The organism is Embleya sp. NPDC059213, assembly GCF_042754445.1.
Classification (GTDB): domain Bacteria; phylum Actinomycetota; class Actinomycetes; order Streptomycetales; family Streptomycetaceae; genus Embleya.
Genome location: NZ_JBHZAV010000015.1, coordinates 80856 through 102712 on the forward strand (window position 1 = coordinate 80856; position 21857 = coordinate 102712).

Sequence of the window (21857 nt, forward strand, 5' to 3'; positions counted from 1 at the left end):
CGCTTTCCTGATACCCAGGCTAGGAAGGACCGCCCCCGCCCCGCGTCGGTCCGGCGTCGGGTAAGCCGAGTCCTTCCCTGGCAGGAGAGACCCCCGAGGCGGTCCACCTCCAGGCAGGACACGTCTCGGGGTTCTCCCGGACCCCGGTACCGGGACCGACCGGCCGCGTCAGTGCGCCAATCGGGCACCCAGAGCCGGCTCCAACGCGGCGAAATCGGCCGCCTCGGCCTCGCTCAGGACCGCGTAACCGGCCGCCACGAGCTCGTCGGTGAGCTCCTCCGCGGCCCGATACCGCTCCGCCGATTCGGCTGTGACCTCGGGAAACGGCTTCCGGTGCCCGTAGAACTCCAGGTACGGACTGCCCTCGGCCACCTGCGCCTCCAGCGCGGTGAGGCGGTGTGCGGCCAGCGCCACGATGTGCAGGCCGCCCCGGTGCTCACGCAGCGTCTGCAGGTTCTGCGCGAGCCGGGCGGGGGCGTCATCCGCAAGAGGTACATCGCGCCAGGCCGAGTACAGCGGAGCCAGGCCGGCCAGGTCGTTCGCGCGCACGATCGAGGTGGTGATCTCGGCGAGTCGCTCCACCTCGGGCAGGTCCGCGAGGTGGGTGCGGCCCCACTCCCGGGCGCAGTCCGCGTACAACTCGCCCACCCGCGCGGGCGGCGCGAGCTTGCGGCCCGCCTCCCACAGCGCCAGCAGGGCCTCGGCGGTGAAGTGGTGGAACGCGCGGACCACCGCGTCGTCGTCCACGTCACCCAGCACCCCGCCGCGACCGGCGACGTACAGGGTCACGCCGTCCAGGCCCAGTTCCGCACCCCGCTCCAGCGTGTGCGGCGCGAAGAAGAAGGCCCCCGCCGCCTGCACCGTCTTCTTCACCGCGCGGGTGGTCTCACGTGCCGTGTCCATGCTGCTCATGCTGGTGTCTCCCCAAGACAGCCTTGCTTGACCGGATCATGCAAGACCTATCACGGAGCATCGGACGTGCACAGGGCTCCGCGGCACCCTCGTCCCGCGCGGCGACGTCGCGGATCGTGCCTCACAGGCGGTCGAGATCCACCCGTCCCTCGGCGACGATCACGGCCGGGCCGGTCATCTCGATGTGGCCGTCCACCCGCTCGGTGATCAGCAGCCGACCACCGGGGAGATCCACCGTGTAGGTGACCGGTTCGCCGGACACGGCCGGCTCCGCGCCGTCGGCCCGCGCCGCGGCGACCATCACCGCACACGCCCCGGTGCCGCACGACCGGGTCTCCCCGGAGCCGCGCTCGTGCACCCGCATCGCCACGTGCCCCGGCGCCCGGCGCACCACGAACTCGACGTTGACCCCGTCCGGATACGCCCCCTGGGGAGAGACCGTCGGCGCCGTGTACAAGTGCCCCGCCTGGGCCAGGTCCTCGACGAAGACCACGGCGTGCGGGTTGCCCATGTCGACGTTGGTCGCGGGCCGCACCCGCCCCTCGACGTCGACCCCGATCCCGGTGGAATCGGGCAGTCGGGGCACGCCCATGTCCACCGTGACCGGGCCCTCGATCGGCACGGTGACCGTCTTGATCCCACCGCGCGTGGCCACCCGCAGTTCGCCCGCCTCGGCCAGACCCTGCTCGACCAGATGCCGGGCGAACACCCGCACGCCGTTGCCGCACATCTCGGCGATCGACCCGTCGGAGTTGCGGTAGTCCATGAACCACTCGGCCTCGCCGGCCATGCGCTCGGCGGCCGGATCCTTGGCCGAGCGCACCACCCGCAACAGCCCGTCGCCGCCGATGCCCGCGCGCCGATCGCACAGCGCGGCGACCTGCTCGGTGGTCGGGACGAACTCGCCGTCCGCGTCCGGCACGATCACGAAGTCGTTCTCGGTGCCGTGGCCCTTGAAGAAGTGCAGAGTGCTCACCCGACAATCCTAGGGCGTGGCCGAGCACGGCCCCGATGGGTTTCGTACCGGGGCCGCGCTCGGTGGTCGTGGGCCGTCCGGCCCGTTATCAGCCGGGACGAACCACTCCCGCCGCGCCGCCGCCTCGGCGGGTGGGCTCCGCGACGGCCTGGACCCGGCCGCCCGGGAGGAACTCCAGCGCGGCGGCGGCGCCGATCTCCGGATTCGCCTTGAGCACGTGCCCGCGTTGTTCCAGGGCCGCGCGCAGCGGCGCGGGCACGCCGGGCTCGACCTCGGTGGCCGCGCCGTTGCGTTGGGACAACCTCGGTGCGGCGACCGCCTGCGGCAACGACAGGCCCCGGTCCAGCCGCCCGGTCAGCACCTGGAGCACGGTGGTGATGATGGTCGCGCCGCCGGGCGAGCCGACCGCGATGAACGGACGGCCGTCGCGGAGCACGATGGTCGGCGACATGCTGCTGCGCGGGCGCTTGCCCGGCGCGGGCAGGTTCGGGTCGAACACACCGGGGGTGAGCGGCGCGAAGTTGAAGTCGGTCAGCTCGTTGTTGAGCAGGAAACCGCGCCCGGGCACGGTGATCGCGCTGCCGCCGGTCTGCTCGATGGTCAGCGTGTACGACACCACGTTGCCCCAGCGGTCGGCGGTGACCAGGTGCGTCGTGGACAACCCCTCGGCCGGCTCGCTCGCCTCCGGCGTGCCGGTGGGTCGGCAACCCCGGTCGTACGGCGGCCTGGGATCACCCGGCGGAACCGGACTCACCGCGGCGTGTTCGGGGTCGATCAGGCACGCGCGCTCCCTCGCGTAGCCGTCCGCGAGCAGGCCCCGAAGCGGCACGTCCACCGCGGCGGGGTCGCCGACGTAGCGGTTGCGGTCGGCGAACGCGAGGCGGGACGCCTCCAGGTAGTGGTGCGTCGCGGCGACCTCGTCCTGCCGACGCGGATCGGTGGTCTCCAGGATGTTGAGCGCCTCGCCCACCGTGGACCCGCCGGACGAGGACGGCGCCATGCCGTAGACGTCCAGGCCGCGGAAGTCGACATGCGTGGGGCGCTGTTCCAGGACCCGATAGCGGGCCAGGTCGCCGGTGTCGATCAGACCCGGCCGAAAGACCCGGTCGGCGCCCGGCGCCACCGGCGGTTGTTGCGCGGTCCGCACCACCTCGCGGCCGAGCCCGCCCCGGTAGAACCAGTCCACGCCGTTGCGGCCCAACTGCTCGTAGGTGCGGGCCAGATCCGGATTGCGGAACACGCTGCCCACCACCGGCGGCGCGCCGCCCGGCAGGAACAGGCGCGCGGTCGGGGTGATGTCGTCGAACCGGGTCGCGTTCGCCGCGGTCTGGTCGTGGAAGGTCGAGTCGACCACGAACCCGCGCTCGGCCAACGCCCGCGCGGGCTCCAGCGCCGCGCGCAGGTTGGTGGTGCCCCACCTGCGCAGGGCGGTGTCCCAGGTCTGCGGGGTGCCGGGAACGCCCACCGAGAGCCCCGAGTTGACCCCCTGGTCGAACGGGATCGGCAACCCGGTGGCCGGATCCAGGAAGGCGTCCTTGTCCATCCGGGCGGGCGCCGTCTCCCGGCCGTCCAGGGTGCGCACCGTGCGACTGCGCGCGTCGTAGTAGACGAAGTAGCCGCCGCCGCCGATCCCGGACGAGTACGGCTCGGTGACCCCCAGGGCGGCGGCCGTGGCCACCGCGGCGTCCACCGCGTTGCCGCCTCGACGCAGCACGTCCAGTCCGATCCGGGTGGCGTCGGGGTCGACGCTGGAGACCGCGCCGCCCCGGCCGGTGACCACCGGCTGCTTGGTCGGCGGGCCGGCCGACTCGCCGGGATGCGCGGACGCCACTCCCGGAATGGTCAATGCGAGCCCCAGCGCCGTACCCAGCGCCATGGCGCGACGAACAGAGCGGATCACGACCGCCTCCCCCGAGAGGTGTGTTCGGGTATGTCACGGACCTCCCACCGTGCCACGCACACCCCACCCGCAACACCCCTATCCGGGTCTGATCACCCGTTCGAGCGCGGCGTCCAGGAGATCGTCCCGGGAGTGCTCCAACCACTGGATCCGCGGGTCCCGGCGGAACCAGGTGTCCTGCCTGCGGGCGAACCGACGGGTGGTGCGCACGGTGTCCTCGCGGGCCTGTTCGTCGGAGCACTCGCCCGCGAGCATCCGCAGCACCTGCGCGTAGCCCAGCGCGCGCGAGGCGGTCCGGCCCTCGCGCAGCCCGACCCCGACCAGTTCGCGCACCTCCTCGACCAGCCCCGCCGCCCACATCCGGTCCACCCGCGCGGTGATCCGCTCGTCCAGTACCGGGCGTGGCACGTCCACCCCGATCTGCACGCTGTCGTAGAGCGAGCGGTGGGTGGGCAGCGTGGCGGTGAACGGGCGCCCGGTGAGCTCGATGACCTCCAGCGCGCGCACGATCCGGCGGGCGTTGCCCGGCAGGATCGCCGCGGCGGCGGGCGGATCGGCCGCGGCCAGCCGCGCGTGCAGCGGCCCGGGCCCCACCCGTTCGGCCTCGGCCTCCAGGCGGGCCCGGATCTCGGGGTCGGTGCCGGGGAACTCCAGGTCGTCCAGCACCGCGCGCACGTACAGCCCCGAACCCCCGACCAGCACGGGCGTGCGGCCGCGGGCCAACAGGTCGTCCACCACCGCCCGCGCGTCGCGCTGATACTCGGCCACGCTGGCGGAGCTGGTCACCTCCCACACGTCGAGCAGGTGGTGCGGGACGCCGGCGCGCTCGGCGACGGTCAGTTTGGCGGTGCCGATGTCCATGCCCTTGTAGAGCTGCATGGAGTCGGTGTTGATCACCTCCCCGTCCAGCGCGCGGGCCAAGGCGACCCCCAGATCGGACTTTCCGGCCGCAGTGGGGCCGACGACGGCTATGACACGGGGACTCACCCCCCAAGTCTGCCGGATCTCCGCACCCGCTCGTGCCGTCCCTCGTTGCGGTACGGCCGGGCGCGAGGTCGTGACCGGCTCCGCGCGCTCTCGTTGATCTCCGGCGACCCATGTACTCCGGGCGGCGGTACTCCGGGCGGCGCGGCAGTGCCCCGGATGGCGCAGCGGACCGATCCCGGCCCGCCGCCGAAATGCACGACAACGACCACAGACATACGGTCAAGGAGAAATTGTGAGTGTTTTCGACTGGTTCAAGCGACGTCCGAGTACGGCACAGGAGAGCGGCTCGTGCTGCTCGCAGAACCCGGCGGGCCCGGACACCGCCACGCTGGTCGAGGACCGGCCCGCGACGCAGCCATCGGCCGACGCCGAGGCCGAACCGGTCGAGGCGGCGGCCACCACGCCCGCTCCCCGGACTCCTGGGGACGCAGCCGCAGCGCAGGTCGCGGCGGGCGCATCCGAGAAGGAGCAGGACATGGGTGTCTTCGACAACATCAAGGCCAAGGCCGAGGGGCTGCTCGGTCAGCACGGCGACAAGGCCGACAAGGGCATCGACAAGGCCGCCGAGATGGCCGACCGCAAGACCGGCGGCAAGCACTCCGACAAGATCCGGGGTGCCTCGGACAAGGCCAAGGAGGCGCTGGACCGCAAGGCCGGCGGCGACGCGCCCGAGGCGACACCGCCCGCTTTTTCGTCGGGGAGCGGAGCGTTTCCCCGTCAGGACCAGAGCGCCACGAAGTAGCCGACGCCGTAGGGCGCCTCGGCGTAGAGCAGCCGGCCCCCTCGACCCGGGCCCGCGGCGCCGGCCAGTACCTGCAGGGCGGGGCGGCCGGCCACCCACAACTCCCGGGCGAGCGCCGGGTCCAGCGCGGCGAGCACGTCCGGGTCGGCGTCGGCGAGCGCCGCGCCCAGTGCGCGGTCGTACGCTTCGGCGCGCGGGTCGAGGTAGCCCGGTGCCTTCTCGGTCCGGCACGCGGACCCGTCCCCGACCACCAGGAGCGCGACCCGATCCGGGCCCGCGACCAGTTCGGCGCCCCGGGTCGCACAGCGCGCCGGATCGGCGTCCGCGGCGATCTGCGCCGCGCTCACCGGGCTCGGCGCGGTCCCCGCGGCGATCCGGTCGGCGGCCCACGGCGAGCGGCCCAGCAGCCAGGCGCCGACGGTCAGCGCGGGCGAGAGCGGTTGGGGCGCGCCGGCGCCGAGGGTGACCTCCAGGTCCAGCCCGTACGGCGCGAACGTGCCGATCCCGCCGGCCTCCAGGCTCGCGTCCGCACCGCCCGCGCCCAGCACGACCAGCCGGTCCGGGGCGCTGTCGACCAGCGCGGCCAGCGCCTGATCACACGCCGCGCGCAGCGGGTCCAGCTCCGCTACGGCCCCGCGGGCCAGCTCGGGCACGATCATCGGGGGGCACGGGACTACCGCGGCGGCTACGAGCATTCAGGGAGAGTACTAAGTGGCCGCCGCGACGCCTCTCGGGTCGCGTGATGGGATGGATCACATGCGAGAACTGATGTTGGTACGACACGGTGAGACCGAGTGGAGCAGGTCCGGGCGGCACACGGGCCTCACCGACATCCCGTTGACCCCCGACGGCGAGGCCCAGGCCAAGGCGGTGGCCGATCTGCTGGCCGGGCGCGAGTTCGGGCTCACCCTGATCAGCCCGCTGAGCCGGGCCCGGCACACCGCGGAGCTGGCCGGGATCACCGGCGGGCGGCTCGAACCGGATCTGGTCGAGTGGGACTACGGCGGCTACGAGGGCATCACCACGAACGAGATCCGCGAGAGCACCCCGGGCTGGTCCCTGTGGCGGGACGGGGTCGTTCCCGGCGACGCCGCGCATCCGGGCGAGTCGATCGCCGACGTGGGTCGCCGGGTGGACCGGGTGCTGGATCTGGTGCGGCCGGTCCTGGAAGGCGGCGAGGACGCGGTGCTGGTCGCCCACGGCCACCTGCTCCGGGTGCTGACCGCCCGCTGGCTGGGCCTGCCGCCCCGGGACGGCCGGCTGTTCCGGCTGGAGACCGCCCGGCTGTCCACGCTCGGCTTCGAGCGCGAACAGCCGGTGCTGCTCGGGTGGAACGTGAGCTGAGCGGTGCTCAGTCGCAGCAGACGACCCCGGTCGGCGCCGGCACCGGCGCCGGGGCGCCGATTTGCGGCATGCCCAGCAGCACGCCGGGCTTGGCCGCGGGGGCCGCGTTGCGGCGTTCCCACGCGTCGCCCGCGCGGGTGCGCCGGATCGCCAGGGGCGGCCGCTCGGCGAGCAGGTGGTGCGGCGCGGCGTAGGTGATTTCGACCGAGACCATGTCGCCGGGGCGCACCCCGTCGGCGGGGCGTTCGAAGTGCACGAGGCGGTTGTCCGGGGCCCGCCCGGACAGCCGCGCGGTGTCGTGGTCCTTGCGCCCCTCGCCCTCGGCGACCAGCACCTCCAGGGTGCGGCCGACCTGGGTGCGGTTCTCCGTCCAGGAGATCTCCTCCTGGAGCGCGAGCAGCCGCTGGTAGCGCTCGGTGACGACCTCCTTGGGCACCTGGCCGTCCATGGTGGCCGCCGGGGTGCCCGGGCGCTTGGAGTACTGGAACGTGAACGCGGCGGCGAACCGGGCCTCGCGCACGGTGTGCAGGGTCTGTTCGAAGTCCTCGTCGGTCTCGCCGGGGAAGCCCACGATGATGTCGGTGGAGATCGCCGCGTCCGGCATCGCCGCCCGGACCCGCTCGATGATCCCCAGGTACCGATCCTGGCGGTAGGAGCGGCGCATCGCGCGCAACATCGTGTCCGAGCCGGATTGCAGCGGCATGTGCAACTGGTGCATCACGTTCGGCGTCTCGGCCATCGCCGCGATCACGTCGTCGGTGAAGTCGCGCGGGTGCGGCGAGGTGAAGCGCACCCGCTCCAGGCCCTCGACGCGCCCGCACGAGCGGAGCAGCTTGGAGAACGCCTCGCGATCGCCCATGTCCGAGCCGTACGCGTTGACGTTCTGGCCGAGCAGGGTGACCTCGATCACACCCTCGCCGACCAGCGTCTCGATCTCGGCGAGCACGTCGCCCGGGCGGCGGTCCTTCTCCTTGCCGCGCAGCGCGGGCACGATGCAGAACGTGCAGGTGTTGTTGCAGCCCACCGAGATCGCCACCCACGCCGCGTACGCCGACTCGCGCCGGGTGGGCAGCGTGGAGGGGAAGACGTCGAGCGACTCCAGGATCTCGACCTGGGCCTCCTGCTCGACCCGGGCCCGCTCCAGGAGCACCGGCAGCGAGCCCACGTTGTGCGTGCCGAAGACCACGTCCACCCACGGCGCCTTGCGCACGATGGTGTCCCGGTCCTTTTGCGCGAGGCAGCCGCCGACCGCGATCTGCATGTCCGGGTTCTCGGCCTTCGCGGGCGCGAGGTGGCCCAGGTTCCCGTACAGCTTGTTGTCCGCGTTCTCGCGGACGGCGCACGTGTTGAAGACGACCACGTCGGCCGACTCCCCCTTGGGCGCGCGCACGTATCCCGCGTCCTCCAGCAGACCGGACAGCCGCTCGGAGTCGTGGACGTTCATCTGGCACCCGTAGGTGCGGACCTCATAGCTTCGCGCAGTCATAACACCCGACAGGGTACGGGGTTTGCTTCCGAGCGTGTGTGGCCGACCTCCATGGCAATATCGCGGCCGTGCCCTCCTTGTCGTTCCTCCCCGTTTCCCTGCGCGACGCCTGCGCGCGCCGACCCGGCCCGGTTCGGGTCGGGCTGATCGCGCTGGTGCTGTTGTGCCTGGTCGGCGGGTATCTGATCTTCTCGCGGGAGGACCGGCCGACTCCGGGTGGACCGGTCTCGCTGGCCACGGGAGTGCCGACCGGTGTCTACCACCGCTACGGCGAACTGTTGCGACCTCGGCTGTCCGCGGACCTGGACGTCAAGGTCACGGTGGACTCCAGCGGCGGGTCGGTGGAGAACCTGCGCCGGGTGATCGAGGGCGTGGACACCTTCGGCATCGCCACCGCCGACGCGGTGGCCGATCTGGGGCCGGGCGACCGGGAACGACTGCGCGCGGTCGCCCGGTTGTACGACGACTACGTGCAACTGGTGGTGCCGGTCGGTTCGCCGGTGCAAAAGATCACCGACCTGCGCGGGCGTCGGGTGGTGGTGGGACTGCCGGGGTCGGGCGTGGAGTTGATCACTCGCCGGTTGCTGAGCGAGGTGGGCATGGGCGACCTGGAGCGGGCCGTCACCCCGGTCCCGATCGGCATCGGCGAGGCCACCCAGCGGCTGCGCGACGGCACGGTGGACGCGTTCTTCTGGTCCGGTGGGCTGCCCACCGGGGCGGTCTCCGACCTGGCCGAGCACTGGTCGTTGCGGCTGGTGCCGCTGGGCGACCTCGCGGGCAAGCTGCGCGATCGCTACGGGCCGGTCTACCGCGAGGCGGTGGTGCCCGCGGACGCCTATCCCGGCGGCACCGAGACGCCCACCATCGCGGTGCCGAACCTGCTGGTCACCCGGGCCGCGCAGGATCCGGAGCTGATCAGGCGGGTGACCGAGACGGTGATGGAGAACCGGGAGGCGATCGGACGCGAGGTGCACGCCGCCCAGTTGGTCGACCCCAGGACGGCGATCTTCACCGATCCGCTCCCGCTGCACACGGGTGCCCAGCGGTGGTACCGATCGGTGAAACCCTGATCGGACAGATCGTGATGCCCAGGGCGTCGCGCGAAGCGGCTCCGATGGCACATGCTGGGTTCGTGTCATCGTGTTCGGGACCGACATCTACGCTCTGAGCTTGTAGGCCAGACCGTCCGCGGTCCCCGAACCGACGCTGTGAGCCGACCGGGGGGAAGGCCGCACACATGGTCAGGGAGGCCCGCTTGCTCGGGAGGAGGGTGCGACCGCGGTGTCCGAGGGGGAGATCGGCCGAATACTGAACAATCGTTACCGCCTCAGCCGCAGTCTCGGCCGAGGCGGTATGGGCGAGGTCTGGCTGGCTGTGGACACCGCCCTCGGCCGCGAGGTCGCGGTCAAGGAGTTGCTGCTGCCGAAGTCCTTGGACGCGGGCTCGCAGCGGTCCTGGCTGGAGCGCAGCAAGCGCGAGGCGATCGCCGCGGCCCGGATCCGCCACGAGAACGTGGTGACGGTGCACGACGTCTTCGAAGAGGACGGTTTGCCGTGGATCGTCATGGAATTGGTGATCTCGCGCTCGCTGGCCGACGTGATCCGCGCGGAGGGTCGGCTCGACCACGCCGAGGCGGCCCGGATCGGCCTCGACGTGCTACGCGCGCTGCGCGCCGCGCACGCCAAGGGCGTCCTGCACCGGGACGTGAAGCCGGCGAACGTGCTCTTGGGCATGGACGGCCGGGTGGTGCTCACCGACTTCGGCATCGCCACCTTCGCCGACGCGCCCCAGGTGACCCAGTTCGGCGAACTGCTCGGCACCCCGGGCTATCTCGCGCCCGAGCGCGCCGAACAGTTCGCCCGGGGCCGCGGCGGCGTGCTGACCGACAACGGCTCGACCGAGCACACGCTCGCCGACCCGCCGGACGCGCTGGATCCGGCCTCCGACCTGTGGTCGCTCGGCGCGACCCTGTACGAGATGGTCGAGGGTCTCGCGCCGTTTCGTCGGGCCTCCCCCGTGGAGGTGGTGGACGCGGTGGTGAACGCGCCGCCCGCACCGCCTCGGCACGCCGGTCCGCTGGAGCCGGTAATCATGGGCCTGTTGCGCAAGGATCCGCTCCGGCGGTTGGACGCCAAGGAGACCGACGCGCTGCTCACCCGAGTGGTGCAGGACTCGGTGCCGGTGACCTGGGGCGGCGACCCGCTGCCCCGGCGCGAGCCGGACGAGGGCGTCGAGGCCACCTACGCGGGCGAGGGCCCACCCGAGGAACCGGCGTCGCGGCCCGCGGGCCGGGCCGGGTGGTGGCGGCGCACCCGGATCGCGCTGCCCGCCGCGTTGGCGTTCCTGTTGGTCGCGGTCGGCGCGTCCTGGCTCGCGGTGGAGAACAACCGGGCCGAGGGCGGCACGCACGCCCCCGACCCGCTCGCCAATCTGCGCAAGAACTCGCCGACGTACCGGGAGATGGTGGCCCGGGGTCGGATCATCATCGGCGTCAAGCCGGACCAGCCCGGGTGGAGCGTGCGCACCGGCGAGCAGGCGTATCAGGGCTTCGACGACGACGTCGCGCGGATGATCGCGGACGATCTCGGCTTCAAGGACCGCGTCACGTTCATGGACGTGGAGACGCAGAACCGCGAGTACCGGATCACCAGCGGTCAGGTCGACCTGGTCGTGGCCAGCTACACGATCAACGCCGCCCGGTCGCAGAAGGTCTCGTTCGCCGGGCCGTACTTCATCGCCGGCCAGGACTTTTTGGTCCGCACGGACGAGCCGGACGTCAACGGTCCCGAGGACCTCGCCGACAGCGCGGTGTGCGTGGTGCGCGAGTCGACGTCGGCGAACCGGATCCGCTCCGAGTTCCCGACCATGAAGGTGCAGGAACGCGGCAAGTATTCGGAGTGCGTGGACGAGTTGTTGGCCAAGAACGTGCGCGGGGTCAGCACCGACGACGCGATCCTGTCCGGCTTCGTCGCCCAGCATCCGGGCACGCTGCGGATCCTGGGCCGGCCGTTCTCGGACGAGCCGTACGGGGTGGGCCTGAGCAAGGGCGACGTCGCCCTGGCGGACGCGGTGTGCGGGGCGCTGAACCGGCACATCGCCAACGGCGACTGGCAGCGGGCCTACGACGTGCGGCTGCGCCCGCTGGGCCTGCCCCAGCCGCGCGCGCCGCAGTGCCGGGTGGCCGAATAGCGGCGGCCGTCGACCGGTCCCGGGCGGCTCAGTCGGCCCGGGGCACGGTCAGCGTGACGGTCAGCCCGCCACCCTCGCGCGCGGCGAAGTCGATCCGCCCGCCGCTCGCCGCGAGCAGCGTGCGGGCGATCGACAGGCCCAGGCCGGAGCCGTCCACGTTCTGGTGTCGCGGGCTGCGCCAGAACCGGTCGCCCACCCGGCGCATCTCCTCGAAGGTGAGTCCCGGGCCGCGGTCGCTGACCCGGATCTCCACCTCGCTGCCCACCGCCGAACACGCCACGGTGATCGTGGTGTCCTCGGGGGCGAACTTGAGCGCGTTGTCCAGGATCGCGTCCAGCGCGCTGCCCAGGGTGACCGGGTCCACGTTGCCGGTCAGCGCGAGCGGGCCCTCCTGCTCGAACCGGCGACCGCGGCTGCGGGCCAACGTCTGCCAGGCGTCCACCCGTTCGTGCACCAGGGCCGCCACGTCCACCGCCCGGGCGGACGGGCGGGCGTTCTCGGCCAGGGCCAACTCCAGGAGTTCGTCCAGGACATGGGTGAGCCGCCGACCCTCGTCGCGCACGCCGTCCAGCGTCTCGCCGTGGCCGGGCGGCAACGACAGCCCCAGCTCCTCGATCCGCAACAACAGCGCGGACAGGGGGTTGCGCAGTTGGTGCGAGGCGTCCGCGGCGAACGCCCGCTGCTGGTCCACGACGGTCTCCACGTGATCCGCCATCTCGTTGAACGACCTTGCCAGCCGCCGTAGTTCCGGCGGCCCCTGGGCGCCGGCCACGCGCGCTCCGAGCCGACCCGTGGCGATCTCGTGGGTCACCGAGTCGAGCACCCGGACCGGGCGCAACACCCAGCCGGTGAGCCGGGTCGCGAGCAGCAGCGCGGCCAGCACCGCGACCACCTCGCCGGCGACCAGAATCAGCCATACCCGTTGGATCTGCGAACGCATCCGGCCGGTCGGCGAGTCGGTCAACACGACCGCCACCACGTCGCCGCGGTGGATCACCGGGACCGCCACCACGATGCGATCCCGCTGCCAGGGCCACACCTGCCCGGGGTCGTCGCTGCGCCGCCCGGCGAGCGCCTCGGTGAACGCCGGCGAGCGCGGATCGACCCGAAATCCCGGGCGGGACACGGCGATCGGCTGGCCGCGTCGATCGAAAGCACCGACCCGGATGCCGTAGACGTCCTGGTATCGCTCCAGTTCGGAGCGCAACATGTCCAGGTCGGTCGCGTCCGGGCCGGGCGGTCGGCCGACGTCGGTCTGCGCGCGCAGGGTGTCCGAGACGACGGTGAGCTGGGTGTCCGAAACGAAGCGGGTGAGGTCGTCCACCCGATCGCGGATCAGCTCCTGCTGATGCGCGGACGCGCGGGAGATCGCCAACGGGATGCCGAGCGCGATCAGCACCGCGGTCATCAGGGCGAGGAGCAGGGCGAGCAGGCGGGTACGCACAGGGGCCGGTGACGATCCGTCGGGAAGCCGGTGGGATCAGGCCTCGGGAACGACACGGTAGCCCACGCCGCGCACCGTCTCGACGATCGCCGGATTGCCGAGCTTGGAACGCAGCGACGCGACGTGCACCTCCAGGGTGCGGTTGTTGCCCGCCCAGCTCGTGTGCCAGACCTCGCTGATGATCTGTTCGCGGCGAAACACCACGCCCGGGCGTTGTGCCAGTAGGGCGAGCAGGTCGAACTCCTTGCGGGTGAGCACCACATCGACTCCGCCCACGGTGACCCGCCGGGTGGCCGGGTCCAACTCGATGCCGCCGGGCCCCTTGGCGGCCGGCGCACTCTCCGCAGCGGGTGCGTCACTGCGCGTGCGTCTGCTCACCGCGTGTATGCGGGCCAGGAGTTCGCCGATGTCGTAGGGCTTGGTGACGTAGTCGTCGGCGCCCAGGTTCAGCCCGTGTATGCGCGATCGGATGTCCGCGCGCGCGGTGACCATGATCACCGGGACGTCGCACAGCCGGCGGATCCGACTGCACACCTCGAAGCCGTCGTGGTCGGGCAGCGACAGGTCGAGCAGCACCACGTCCGGCACGTCGTCGAGCGCGGCGAGGGCCTCCTCGCCGGTGGTGGCATGCCGCACGGTGAAGCCGTGCCGGCCCAGAACCGCGCGTAGCGGCGCGGCGACTCGCAGATCATCCTCGACGAGCAGGAGGCGCACGTGGTTCCTCACATCTGACGGTCCGTTACCGACTCTTGACCTCAAGACAAGCTCAAGTGCACTGACTGGGGGGGTGTTGCCTGCCTTAGTGTCACGCACCACCCGGCCTCGCCGGGAGACTCTCGAACCCACCTGCCACCCGGTCGCGCAAAAAGATACGGGACGACTCTGGACGGAGCCCGCCATCGTGACGACGGATGCCTCTGACATCGCACCGAAGCCGCCGGTGCTCACCAAGCGCGACATCGGCAAGGACGCGCACCCCGGCGAGCCCCTCGTCGTGTTGGAGAACGTCAACAAGCACTTCGGCGCCCTGCACGTGTTGCAGGACATCGACCTGACGATCCACAAGGGCGAGGTCGTCGTCGTCATCGGTCCGTCCGGATCGGGAAAGTCGACGCTGTGCCGCACGATCAACCGGCTGGAGGCGATCGACGGCGGCCGGATCACCATCGACGGCAACCTCCTCCCGCAGGAGGGCCGCGACCTCGCCCGGCTGCGCTCGGACGTGGGCATGGTGTTCCAGTCGTTCAACCTGTTCGCGCACAAGACCGTGCTCCAGAACGTGACGCTGGGCCCGCTCAAGGTGCGTCGCGAGAAGGCCGACGTGGTCACCCGCCGGGCACACGAACTGCTGGACCGGGTCGGTGTGGGCAGCCAGGCGGACAAGTACCCCTCGCAGCTCTCCGGTGGTCAGCAGCAGCGCGTCGCGATCGCCCGGGCGCTGGCCATGGAGCCCAAGGTGATGCTCTTCGACGAGCCCACCTCCGCACTCGACCCGGAAATGATCAACGAGGTCCTGGAGGTCATGCGCGACCTGGCCGCCGAGGGCATGACGATGGTCGTGGTGACCCACGAGATGGGCTTCGCGCGCTCCGCCGCGAACCGGGTGATCTTCATGGCCGACGGCCGCATCGTCGAGGAGAACACGCCCGACGAGTTCTTCAGCAACCCGCGCAGCGATCGTGCTCGGGACTTCCTCTCCAAGATCCTGCACCACTGAGCCGCATCGGGCGCCCCCAGTGCGCCCGATCGCGCAACTCACGCTTCGCACCCCGCGGTTCGTCTGTCGTCAGGCCGCTCTCCTCTTTCACCCAAGGACGTTGATCATGAAGATGCGCTCATCCGTGGCCGTCGCCGGCATCGCCGTGCTCGCCCTGTTCGGTACCGCGTGTGGCAAGGACGGTTCGCCGGAGGCCAAGACTCCGGGCGGCAGCACCGGCGGTTCGCAGGGTGCGCCCGGCGCGCCCGGTGCCGCCAAGCCCGAGCTGCCGTCCTACACGCCCAAGGCGGACGCGGCGCTCACCGGCTCGAAGACCTTCGAAAACGCCAAGAAGCGCGGCAAGCTGATCGTCGGCGCCAAGGAGGACCAGCCCTTCCTCGGCTCCAAGGACCCGGCCACCGGCAAGTACTCCGGCTTCGACATCGAGATCGCCAAGATGATCGCGGCCGACCTCGGCTTCGGCCCGGACAAGATCGAGTTCAAGGCGATCGCGTCGACCAACCGTGAGAACGCGCTGGTCAACGGTGACATCGACTACTACGTCGGCACCTACAGCATCACCGACAAGCGCAAGGAGCAGGTGTCCTTCGCGGGTCCGTACTACATCGCGGGCCAGTCGCTGCTGGTGCGCAAGAACGAGACCTCGATCACCGGCAAGGACACCATCAAGGGCAAGACGGTGTGCTCCGCCAAGGGCTCCACCCCGCTGCAGAACCTGCAGTCCAAGTTCCCCGACACCACCACCCGGGTGTTCGACACCTACTCGCTGTGTGTCGAGAACCTGCTCTCCAACCAGGTCGACGCGGTCTCCACCGACGACGCGATCCTCAAGGGCTACGCGGCCAAGGACCCGGCCGCGCTCAAGGTGGTCGGCGAGCCGTTCACCGTGGAGAACTACGGCGTCGGCCTGAACAAGGACGACGCGGTGTTCCGCAACGCGGTCAGCGACGCCCTGGAGGCGCACGAGAAGAACGGCGACTGGAAGAAGGCGTACGACGCCACGCTCGGCCTGTCCGGCTCGGCCGCCCCGGCCATCCCGGCGCTCGTTCGCTACTGACGCACCTCGCGCCTCGTCGCCGCTCGCACGTCGTGCGCCGTCCGGTTCCGGCTCCCCCGGGACCGGCCGGTGCACGACCCCTCCCGTCCCCGCCGCAGGTGAGCAGGGGAACGGGCCGTCAACCCAACCCCTGACCCCACGATCACGGAGAGGAGGGCTCGATCACGATGCTCGAAGTGATCCAGGACAACTGGGATCTCTTGCGGCACGGCTTCGTCGGGACGCTCAAGCTGACCGTCGTCTGTGGGATCGCGTCGCTTCTGCTCGGCACGCTGATAGCCGCGTGTCGGGTCTCGCCGGTGCCGCCCCTGCGCTGGTTCGGCGCCGCGTACGTCAATCTTTTCCGCAACACCCCTTTGACGCTGATCTTCTTCGCCGTCGCGCTCGGTTTCCCCAAGCTGCGGTTCAACTTCTCCTTCTTCCAGTTCGCGGTCATCGCGCTGAGCACGTACACCGCCGCCTTCATCTGTGAGGCGATCCGCTCGGGCATCAACACCGTCCCGATCGGCCAGGCCGAGGCCGCCCGCAGCCTGGGCATGTCCTTCACCCAGACGCTGAGCCAGATCGTGCTGCCGCAGGCCGGTCGGGCGGCGGTCCCGCCGATCGGCAGCCTGCTGATCGCGATGGTCCGCAACTCGGCCATCGCCAGCGCCTTCAACACCACCGAACTCATGGGCACCAGCTCGACGATGATCGAGAACGGCTACAAGTCGTTGTGGGTCCTGGTGTGGATCGCGATCGGCTACCTGATCATCACCTTGACCATGAGCGCGCTGTTGGCCGCGCTGGAGAAGAAGCTGGCGGTGGTCCGATGAGCCGCGAAGCGAGCGTGCTGTTCGACGTACCGGGCCCCAAGGCACGCCGACGCAACCTGATCATCGGCGTGGTCGGCACCCTGGCCCTGGCCGGCTTCCTGGTCTTCGTGATCATGCGGTTCGAGGACACCGGCCAGTTCGAGTCGGCCAAGTGGGACCCGTTCCAGTACACGGGTGTCCAGCAGTTCATCTTCGACGGCCTCAAGGCCACCTTGAAGGCGTTCGCGCTGGCCGCGGTGTTCTCGATCGTGCTCGGCGCCTTCCTGGCCGCCGGCCGGCTCTCCGATCACAAGATCGTGCGCTGGGCCGCGACCACGTTCGTGACCTTCTTCCGCGCGATGCCGCTGCTGGTACTGATCTTCATGCTCTACCTCGTCCCGGCCAGCCAGGGCTGGTGGAAGTGGGAGCCGATGTGGCCGCTGGTGGTCGGTCTGACCATCTACAACGGCACCGTGCAGGCGGAGAACATCCGCGCGGGCATCCTCGCGGTGCCCAAGGGCCAAAGCGAGGCGGCCTACGCGCTGGGCATGCGCAAGACCCAGGTGATGACGATGATCCTGGTCCCGCAGGGCATCCGCACCATGCTCCCGACGATCATCAGCCAGATCGTGGTGACCCTCAAGGACACCTCGCTCGGCTTCCTGATCACCTACCCGGAGCTGCTCGCGGCGGCCAAGCTGATCGGCGGTTACCAGGACTACCACATGCCGTTCATCCCGGTGACGATCATCGTCGGCGCGATCTACGTCGCGATGTGCATGATCCTGTCCGCCTTCGCCACCTGGCTGGAGCGCCGACTGCGCACCTCGCGCAAGGGCAAGCCGATCGCCGTCGAGCCACGAGCGGTCGCACCGGCCCTGGACGGTGCCGGCGTCTGAGCGCGCCGCGACACCCGCACCACCGACGACCGACGCCCCGCGGTGCACACCACCCGCGGGGCGTCGCTTTGTCGTGCCGGGGTCCCGGTGCCGGATGATGGGCGACGAGTACGACACGTCTTGCAACACTTGGGGGGGCCACGATGGCGGGCAATGCTCCGCGCGCGGACTCGGTGATCATCGCGGGCGCCGGGCCCGCCGGTTTGGCCGCCGCCCTGGCCCTGGCCGGGCGCGGGGTGCGCTCGGTCGTGGTGGACTCGGGCAACGGCACGCCGCGGGCCGGCTCGCGCGCGTGTGCGCTGGACGGCGCGACGCTGGCCTTCGTCTACGACCTGACCGGCACCCGCCTGGACGGCGCCGCCGAACCGTGGGGCGTGCAACGGATCCGCCGGCGCACCCGCGACGTACCGCAGCCGGTCGACGAGCCGGAGGCGCCCGTCCGCTACGGCCTCTCCCAACAGCGCCTGGAGCGCGCCCTGTTGGATGCCGCGCACGCCAGTCCGCTGGTGACCACCGCGTGGCGGCACCGGATCGAGGGGGTCGAACAGGACGAGACCTCGGTCACTTTGCTCGCCCGCGGCCCGGGCGGTCCGGTCAAGTGGCGCGCGCAGTGGCTGCTCGGCTGCGACGGGGCCCGCTCGGTGGTCCGGCGCGCGGTCGACGTGCGCTTTCCCGGCCGGCCGCGGGTGGACCGGCTGTTGTGCGCGGACGTGAAGGTACGGCTGCCGCGCCGGATCACCGCGACCTCGCTGGTGCCCCCGGATCCCTCGCTCGCCGACGAGCCCCCGACCCCCGACACCGGCGGGCCGGCCACCCCGTGGTTGTTCGTGGACCCGCCGTTCCACCGCGGCGGCACGGTGCTCGCCCAGCCGCTGCCCGACGACGTGTGGCGGCTGACCTGGCAACTCCCGATGGCGCACGGAGTGGCCAAGGCCGCCGAGGAGACCCGGGTGATCCCGGTGACCGGGGACCTGGCCGACCCCAAGCGGGTCTCCGCCCGGGTGCGTTCGGTGTTGCGCACCCTGGACGCGCTCTCCCCCGATTCGGACTCGGCCGAGGATCCCGCGCACGACCTGTTGTGGAGCGGCGAGTACGAGGTGCACCAGCGGCTCGCCCGCCGCTTCCGGGTCGGCCGGGTGCTGCTCGCCGGGGACGCGGCGCACCTGGTCCACCCGTCCGCCGCGGACGCGGTCGAACTCGGTCTCCAGGACGTGCGCAACCTGGCCTGGAAGCTGGCCTTCACGCTGCGCGGCTACGCCCCGATCCGGCTCCTGGAGACCTACCACGGCGAACGCCGGGGGGCCGCCCGACGCCGGTTGGCGCTGGGCGAGGACGCGCTGCACTTCCTGGCTCCGGCGAGCCCGGCGCAGAAGGTGGGCCGCCGACTGACCCTGATGGGTGCGCGCGGCAAGGGCACCACGTTGCGCCGGCTCGACCCGCGCGGTCCGGCCGCGAGCACGTCGGGCCCCGACTACAGCGGCTCGCCGCTGCTCACCCCCGGCCCCGGAGTCGGCGAGTGGATCCGCGACGTCGCGGTGGTGCGGGCGGACGGCGCCGACGGGTGGCTGACCGAGTGCCTGGACCGAGGGCTGGTCGTGCTGTTGATCGCCCCGGGCATAGAGGTGTGGCACGGCGACCGCTGGCGCGAGGCGGGCCTGATGCCACGACTGCGCGCACGCCTGGACAAGCTCGCCGCGCCGGCCGAGCTGGTGGTCACCCCCGAGTACCCGGGCGCCGGCGCGCACACGATCCTGCTGATCCGCCCGGACGGCTACATAGCGGCGCACCTGCCCCCCGAGCACCTGGACATCCTGGAGGAGGCCATCGACCGCGCCCGCGGCGCCGGGCACTGACCCGGGCGTCCGGGCGCGGGCCGGCCCACGGCCCGAGCCCGGATCAGATCCCGTAGTGCCAGGTGGTGAGCATGTACGCGCCGTACCACATGCCGAACAGACACATCCCGGCGAGCACCGGCACGGCGGTACGCGTGCGAGCGCGCGCCAGCACGGTGGCCAGTGGGACGAAGAACAGCAGCGTGGGGATCATCAGCCGCAACTTCGAGTGGTAGTAGTTGCTCTGACACAGCGTCATCACCAGGATCGACAGGCCGTAGACCGCCAGCGGCGGCCAGATCCGTCGATTCAGCGCGACCAGCGAGCCGATCACGGCCGCGATGATCAACACCGCGGTGCTGACCGCTATCCACTGGTCGCCGTTGCGCAGCGTGTCGGTCAGGAAGTGCCGAACCGCCTCGCCGTTGTCCCACTTGGTGCCCCAGCCGGCGTCCTGGATGGTGAACCAGGCGTCGATCTCGCCGAGCCGGGTGCCCACCCACAGCAGGTACAGCGGCATGCCCAGACACGCGATCACGCACGCCGCGATCGGGCGGTACACGATTTGCCGGTGTTGCCACATCTCCAACAGCGCGGCCACCCCCAGGGCGGCGATCGCCGCGATGCCGGCCGGTCGGGTGATGCTGGTCAGGCACGCGAGCAGACCCGCGGTCAGCCAGGCCTTGCGGTGCGCCGCGAGCAGCGTGCCCACCGCGAGCGCCAGGAACAGCGTCTCGCTGTAGGCCATCGAGAAGACCACGCCCATCGGCTGCGCGCCGCCCACGAGCACGGTCATCACGAGCGCCGCGCGCCGGTCGTACAGCCGCTTCATGAACACGTACAACACGCACAACGCGGCGGCGGTGGCCAGGTGTCCGGCGATCAGGCCGGCCGTCTCGTAGTCGGTGCCGGTGAGGTAGTGCACGATCCGGACCAGGCCCGGATACAGCGGGAAGAACGCGAGCGTGTTGCCGGTGAGGTCGCCCTCGGGGGTGTACGTGAAGCTGTCCGGGTAGCCGTGCGCGGCGACGTCCACGTACCAGTGCGCGTCCCACTGCAACAGCCGATCCCGCAGGCTCGGGCCGCCCGGCGGGATCATCCACGAGAGCACCAGCAACTGGAGCACGGCGGTGCCCGCGTATACCGCCAAGGGCGGCCACAGCAGCCGGAAGCCGCGCTCCGCGAACGAACGGGCCCCCGACGAGTTCTCGTCGGGGGCACCGCGGTCCGCGCCGGACGCCCGGGCGCCGGGTATCCGGGGCTCGTCGATGACGGTCAACACGTACTCCTCAGTGGGTTCGGTCTATTCAACGCCAGGGGCAACTGACACGGTTGACGCCCTTCGCGCGCTTTCTGTGTGGCCTATGTCACGCGTCCGGAGTCTGACGCTCTGTCAACTCCGGGCGCGAAGTTCTACTGTGCTTCTTCGTAATCCGTTCGGAGGAGTCGCATGCCCGTCGCACCGCAGATCCAGCCGATCCTCGACGCTGTCGCCGCCGCGCCGCCCCTGTTGGCCGACCTGCCCTTGGCGGAGCGCCGCGCCGCGTCGAACAAAGCCCTCGAGTCGTCCATCCTCGCGTTCGCCGAGGCCGCGCCGGAAGGTGTGACGACGCGGGATGTGAGCATCACGGTGAAGGAGCCCGAGCCGGGCAAGATCACCGCTCGCGTGTACACACCGGCCGGCCCCGCCCCCAAGGGCGGTCGCCCAGGCTACGTGTACCTGCACGACGGCACGTGGTGGCTCGGCGCGGTGGACCGGTTCGACGGTCACTGCGCGCACATCGCCGCCGAGAGCGGCGCCGTGGTGATCTCCGTCGAGTATCGCCTGGCACCCGAGTTCAAGTTCCCCTGGCCCCTGGAGGACGCGTACGCCGCGTGGATCTGGGTGCAGGAGCGCGCCTTCCAGCTCGGTGTCAACGCGGACAAGGTGGCGATCGGCGGCACGGGCGCGGGCGGCAATCTGGCCGCCGCCTGCTCGATCATGCTGCGCGACCGCCGCCAGCCGACCCCGGTCGCCCAGGTGCTGGACGCGGCGATCCTGGACCTGACCCTGTCGCTGCCGTCCGTGTCGGAGAACGGCGAGGGCTACCTGCTCACCCGCGCGGCGCTGGAGGAGGCCGTGGGGCTGTACCTGACCAGCCCGCGCAGCGAGCGCACCGATCCGCTCGCGTCGCCGCTGCACGCCGAGGACCTGGCCGGGCTGCCCGCCGCGCTGGTGCTCACCGGCGAGTACGACCCGCTGCGCGACGAGGGCGAGGCGTACGCGAAGCAGTTGGAGGCGGCCGGCGTGCCGGTCGAGGCCAAGCGCTTCGACGGTTTCGTGCACGGCGCGGGCGAACTCACCGCGCTGGTTCCGCAGGCACGCGAGTATCGCTCGACCATGGCGCAGTTCCTCAAGCGCACGCTGGGCTGAGCGGGACGCGGGGCCGCCTCACCCTGCCCCGCGTCACCCGGACATGCGGCGGCCGTCCCGTCGAGCTTGCGCTCGGCGGGACGGGCCCACGGGCACCGCCTGTGGGGGGCCGGAAAAACAAACCGCGCCCGGTCAATGCCCAGGTGGGGCGGCATGTGGAAAGAG

Annotated in this window: 19 protein-coding genes; 10 read left to right on the plus strand and 9 right to left on the minus strand. The window is 71.4% G+C overall.

Features of this window, described 5'->3' with window-relative positions:
* Window positions 1-168: 168 nt before the first annotated feature.
* The 4 genes from ACFXMF_RS08935 to miaA all read right to left on the minus strand — a co-directional run bounded on the left by ACFXMF_RS08935 (window position 169) and on the right by miaA (window position 4775).
* Window positions 169-912 (minus strand): hypothetical protein, encoded by a 744-nt coding sequence (locus ACFXMF_RS08935; RefSeq protein ID WP_380020584.1) that lies wholly within the window; start codon window positions 910-912, stop codon window positions 169-171.
* Window positions 913-1033: 121 nt separating this feature from the next.
* Window positions 1034-1888 carry a diaminopimelate epimerase gene (gene dapF / locus ACFXMF_RS08940; RefSeq protein WP_360312787.1) on the minus strand — a complete coding sequence of 285 codons (855 nt, stop codon included), beginning with the start codon at window positions 1886-1888 and terminating at the stop codon, window positions 1034-1036.
* 88 nt (window positions 1889-1976) lie between these two features.
* Window positions 1977-3764: a gamma-glutamyltransferase gene (ggt, locus tag ACFXMF_RS08945; RefSeq protein ID WP_379988901.1), complete on the minus strand. Its 1788-nt coding sequence runs from the start codon at window positions 3762-3764 to the stop codon at window positions 1977-1979.
* Between the two features lie 102 nt (window positions 3765-3866).
* The gene (gene miaA, locus ACFXMF_RS08950; RefSeq protein WP_360312785.1) at window positions 3867-4775 is read right to left on the minus strand and encodes a tRNA (adenosine(37)-N6)-dimethylallyltransferase MiaA; all 909 of its coding nucleotides are present in this window, start codon (window positions 4773-4775) and stop codon (window positions 3867-3869) included.
* 232 nt (window positions 4776-5007) lie between these two features.
* Between miaA and ACFXMF_RS08955 the strand changes: the two genes are divergently transcribed.
* Window positions 5008-5517, plus strand: a complete 510-nt coding sequence (locus ACFXMF_RS08955) for an antitoxin (RefSeq protein WP_380020586.1) — start codon at window positions 5008-5010, stop codon at window positions 5515-5517.
* Here the strand turns inward: ACFXMF_RS08955 and ACFXMF_RS08960 are convergent.
* The gene (locus ACFXMF_RS08960) at window positions 5493-6212 is read right to left on the minus strand and encodes a hypothetical protein (protein ID WP_360312781.1); all 720 of its coding nucleotides are present in this window, start codon (window positions 6210-6212) and stop codon (window positions 5493-5495) included. The genes ACFXMF_RS08955 and ACFXMF_RS08960 overlap by 25 nt on opposite strands.
* Before the next feature lie 61 nt (window positions 6213-6273).
* Between ACFXMF_RS08960 and ACFXMF_RS08965 the strand changes: the two genes are divergently transcribed.
* Window positions 6274-6861, plus strand: a complete 588-nt coding sequence (locus ACFXMF_RS08965) for a histidine phosphatase family protein (protein ID WP_360312954.1) — start codon at window positions 6274-6276, stop codon at window positions 6859-6861.
* A gap of 7 nt (window positions 6862-6868) precedes the next feature.
* On the opposite strand, the gene miaB is transcribed toward ACFXMF_RS08965, so the two are convergent.
* On the minus strand, window positions 6869-8347 hold the full coding sequence (gene miaB, locus ACFXMF_RS08970; protein ID WP_360312779.1) for a tRNA (N6-isopentenyl adenosine(37)-C2)-methylthiotransferase MiaB: 1479 nt from the start codon (window positions 8345-8347) through the stop codon (window positions 6869-6871).
* Window positions 8348-8424: 77 nt separating this feature from the next.
* Between miaB and ACFXMF_RS08975 the strand changes: the two genes are divergently transcribed.
* Both ACFXMF_RS08975 and ACFXMF_RS08980 read left to right on the plus strand, forming a co-directional pair.
* A complete protein-coding gene (locus ACFXMF_RS08975) occupies window positions 8425-9417 on the plus strand; it encodes a TAXI family TRAP transporter solute-binding subunit (protein ID WP_379988900.1) in 993 nt (330 codons plus the stop codon).
* Window positions 9418-9628: 211 nt separating this feature from the next.
* Window positions 9629-11536, plus strand: coding sequence for a bifunctional serine/threonine-protein kinase/glutamate ABC transporter substrate-binding protein (locus ACFXMF_RS08980; RefSeq protein ID WP_379988896.1), 1908 nt, complete (start codon window positions 9629-9631; stop codon window positions 11534-11536).
* 28 nt (window positions 11537-11564) lie between these two features.
* Here the strand turns inward: ACFXMF_RS08980 and ACFXMF_RS08985 are convergent, their stop codons facing one another.
* Complete coding sequence (locus tag ACFXMF_RS08985; protein ID WP_360312773.1) at window positions 11565-12980, minus strand: HAMP domain-containing sensor histidine kinase; 1416 nt, start codon at window positions 12978-12980, stop codon at window positions 11565-11567.
* A 36-nt stretch (window positions 12981-13016) separates the two neighbouring features.
* Entirely contained in the window at window positions 13017-13694 is a 678-nt protein-coding gene (locus tag ACFXMF_RS08990) for a response regulator transcription factor (protein ID WP_360312771.1), read from the minus strand.
* A gap of 244 nt (window positions 13695-13938) precedes the next feature.
* Between ACFXMF_RS08990 and ACFXMF_RS08995 the strand changes: the two genes are divergently transcribed.
* The 5 genes from ACFXMF_RS08995 to ACFXMF_RS09015 all read left to right on the plus strand — a co-directional run bounded on the left by ACFXMF_RS08995 (window position 13939) and on the right by ACFXMF_RS09015 (window position 19300).
* Window positions 13939-14697 carry an amino acid ABC transporter ATP-binding protein gene (locus ACFXMF_RS08995; RefSeq protein WP_360312952.1) on the plus strand — a complete coding sequence of 253 codons (759 nt, stop codon included), beginning with the start codon at window positions 13939-13941 and terminating at the stop codon, window positions 14695-14697.
* A 106-nt stretch (window positions 14698-14803) separates the two neighbouring features.
* Window positions 14804-15754, plus strand: a complete 951-nt coding sequence (locus tag ACFXMF_RS09000; protein WP_360312769.1) for a glutamate ABC transporter substrate-binding protein — start codon at window positions 14804-14806, stop codon at window positions 15752-15754.
* A 167-nt stretch (window positions 15755-15921) separates the two neighbouring features.
* Complete coding sequence (locus tag ACFXMF_RS09005; RefSeq protein WP_360312767.1) at window positions 15922-16569, plus strand: amino acid ABC transporter permease; 648 nt, start codon at window positions 15922-15924, stop codon at window positions 16567-16569.
* Window positions 16566-17447: an amino acid ABC transporter permease gene (locus tag ACFXMF_RS09010; protein WP_360312765.1), complete on the plus strand. Its 882-nt coding sequence runs from the start codon at window positions 16566-16568 to the stop codon at window positions 17445-17447. The genes ACFXMF_RS09005 and ACFXMF_RS09010 overlap by 4 nt, the downstream gene beginning before the upstream one ends.
* A gap of 143 nt (window positions 17448-17590) precedes the next feature.
* Window positions 17591-19300 (plus strand): FAD-dependent monooxygenase, encoded by a 1710-nt coding sequence (locus ACFXMF_RS09015; protein WP_360312763.1) that lies wholly within the window; start codon window positions 17591-17593, stop codon window positions 19298-19300.
* 43 nt (window positions 19301-19343) lie between these two features.
* Here the strand turns inward: ACFXMF_RS09015 and ACFXMF_RS09020 are convergent, their stop codons facing one another.
* Complete coding sequence (locus ACFXMF_RS09020; RefSeq protein WP_380020588.1) at window positions 19344-20558, minus strand: hypothetical protein; 1215 nt, start codon at window positions 20556-20558, stop codon at window positions 19344-19346.
* Between the two features lie 171 nt (window positions 20559-20729).
* Here ACFXMF_RS09020 and ACFXMF_RS09025 point away from each other — a divergent pair, with 171 nt between their 5' ends.
* On the plus strand, window positions 20730-21692 hold the full coding sequence (locus tag ACFXMF_RS09025) for an alpha/beta hydrolase (RefSeq protein ID WP_360312759.1): 963 nt from the start codon (window positions 20730-20732) through the stop codon (window positions 21690-21692).
* The last annotated feature ends 165 nt before the right edge of the window (window positions 21693-21857 follow it).

Excerpts from the sequence above, each read along its gene's own strand:
- ACFXMF_RS08935 (WP_380020584.1), bottom strand. The coding sequence starts at position 912 with ATGAGCAGCATGGACACGGCACGTGAGACCACCCGCGCGGTGAAGAAG.
- ggt (WP_379988901.1), bottom strand. The coding sequence starts at position 3,764 with ATGGCGCTGGGTACGGCGCTGGGGCTCGCATTGACCATTCCGGGAGTG.
- ACFXMF_RS08960 (WP_360312781.1), bottom strand. The coding sequence starts at position 6,212 with ATGCTCGTAGCCGCCGCGGTAGTCCCGTGCCCCCCGATGATCGTGCCC.
- ACFXMF_RS08965 (WP_360312954.1), top strand. The coding sequence starts at position 6,274 with ATGCGAGAACTGATGTTGGTACGACACGGTGAGACCGAGTGGAGCAGG.
- miaB (WP_360312779.1), bottom strand. The coding sequence starts at position 8,347 with ATGACTGCGCGAAGCTATGAGGTCCGCACCTACGGGTGCCAGATGAAC.
- ACFXMF_RS09000 (WP_360312769.1), top strand. The coding sequence starts at position 14,804 with ATGAAGATGCGCTCATCCGTGGCCGTCGCCGGCATCGCCGTGCTCGCC.
- ACFXMF_RS09005 (WP_360312767.1), top strand. The coding sequence starts at position 15,922 with ATGCTCGAAGTGATCCAGGACAACTGGGATCTCTTGCGGCACGGCTTC.
- ACFXMF_RS09010 (WP_360312765.1), top strand. The coding sequence starts at position 16,566 with ATGAGCCGCGAAGCGAGCGTGCTGTTCGACGTACCGGGCCCCAAGGCA.
- ACFXMF_RS09015 (WP_360312763.1), top strand. The coding sequence starts at position 17,591 with ATGGCGGGCAATGCTCCGCGCGCGGACTCGGTGATCATCGCGGGCGCC.
- ACFXMF_RS09025 (WP_360312759.1), top strand. The coding sequence starts at position 20,730 with ATGCCCGTCGCACCGCAGATCCAGCCGATCCTCGACGCTGTCGCCGCC.